Source organism: Mesorhizobium vachelliae, from assembly GCF_033977325.1.
Taxonomy (GTDB): Bacteria; Pseudomonadota; Alphaproteobacteria; order Rhizobiales; family Rhizobiaceae; genus Mesorhizobium; species Mesorhizobium vachelliae.
In genome coordinates this window covers 1-1190 of record NZ_JAVIIR010000069.1, presented here as the reverse complement: position 1 = coordinate 1190, position 1190 = coordinate 1, and the positions used below count along the sequence as shown (strand labels likewise).

Here is a 1190-nt window from a genome sequence, read left to right as displayed (position 1 = left end):
AGGCGCCCAGCAGGCCAGCTCGTTTCAAGAGTTTTCCTCAGCTCCGCATACTCCGTTCGAGGGGGCTTGGGATTGGCTCACCACGCAGATGCAGTCCTCCACGCCCTCGTCTGCGAGGTCTCCGTCCTCAGACATCTACCGCGGTCTTGACCCTCTGGTTGATTTGCCCTCCACGCCCTCGTCTGCGAGGTCTCCGTCCTCAGACATCTACCGCGGTCTTGACCCTCTGGTTGATTTGCCCTCCCTCCCCTCGTCTGCGAGGTCTCCGTCATCAGACATCTACCGCGGTCTTGACCCTCTGGTTGATTTGCCCTCCACCCCGCACGAGTTGCGTGACGATGCTCACTATGCACCGGCGTTTCCGAGCACATCGGCGGATGCTCAGATAGCGGCGTTGAATCAGACAGCCTCGTTCCACGGCCACGGTGGGCTAGAGCTCGGCGCCAGGGATTGGCTGAGCGACGAGCATATCGCGGCGGATTACATGCTTCTGATTCAGGATCTGCAGCGGGACAATCCGGATCTCGCCTCCCGGACGCGGCTCGTGGATCCGCTCATAGCCCACTATCATCTGCGCTTGGGCTCCCAGAGCGTGGCCACGCGCGCCTTCCAGCACATTGTCCATGATCACGATGGTAATGACACAGCCGACTTCCTGTTCCTGCCAGTGAGCGATGCCAGTGCTTCGGATCCCAATCGCCGCGGCAGCCATTGGTCGCTGCTGCTCGTTGATCGTCGCGAACGGGCAAGGCCGGCTGCCTATCATTACGATTCCGCCGTGGGATACAACGACGGGCCTGCAGCACTGCTCGCACAACGGCTGGGCGCTCGTCTGGAGCTAGCCCGCATGACCCAGCAGAGCAACGGCTATGATTGCGGTGTCTTTGTGCTGGACGGGACGCGGGCATTGGTTAGGGGCCTGGCGCAAAGAGGACGGTCAGGCGTGCTGCACCTCGACAACCTCGTTGTCGATCGGCTGGCACTGCAAACCCGACTGAGGCGCTGACTGGGGTGGCTGCTGATAGAGCTGGCTGGAGCGGAACTGGGCGACATCAGCACTCCTTATGCGGGGCCCTGACCGAGGGAGCGACGATGACATGCCTCCGCTTGCGAATCGGCCAGCCAGCCGGTCGGCATGCGCGCTCTGGCCTGGATCGGAGGTGGAACATGACGGACATGGACGAGCGGCG

Annotated in this window: 1 protein-coding gene; it reads left to right on the top strand. The window is 62.4% G+C overall.

The annotated features are described in order from the left end of the window. The first annotated feature begins 394 nt into the window (after nt 1–394). The gene (locus RFM41_RS34045) at nt 395–1006 is read left to right on the top strand and encodes a C48 family peptidase (RefSeq protein WP_320224066.1); all 612 of its coding nucleotides are present in this window, start codon (nt 395–397) and stop codon (nt 1004–1006) included. Nucleotides 1007–1190: the final 184 nt, after the last annotated feature.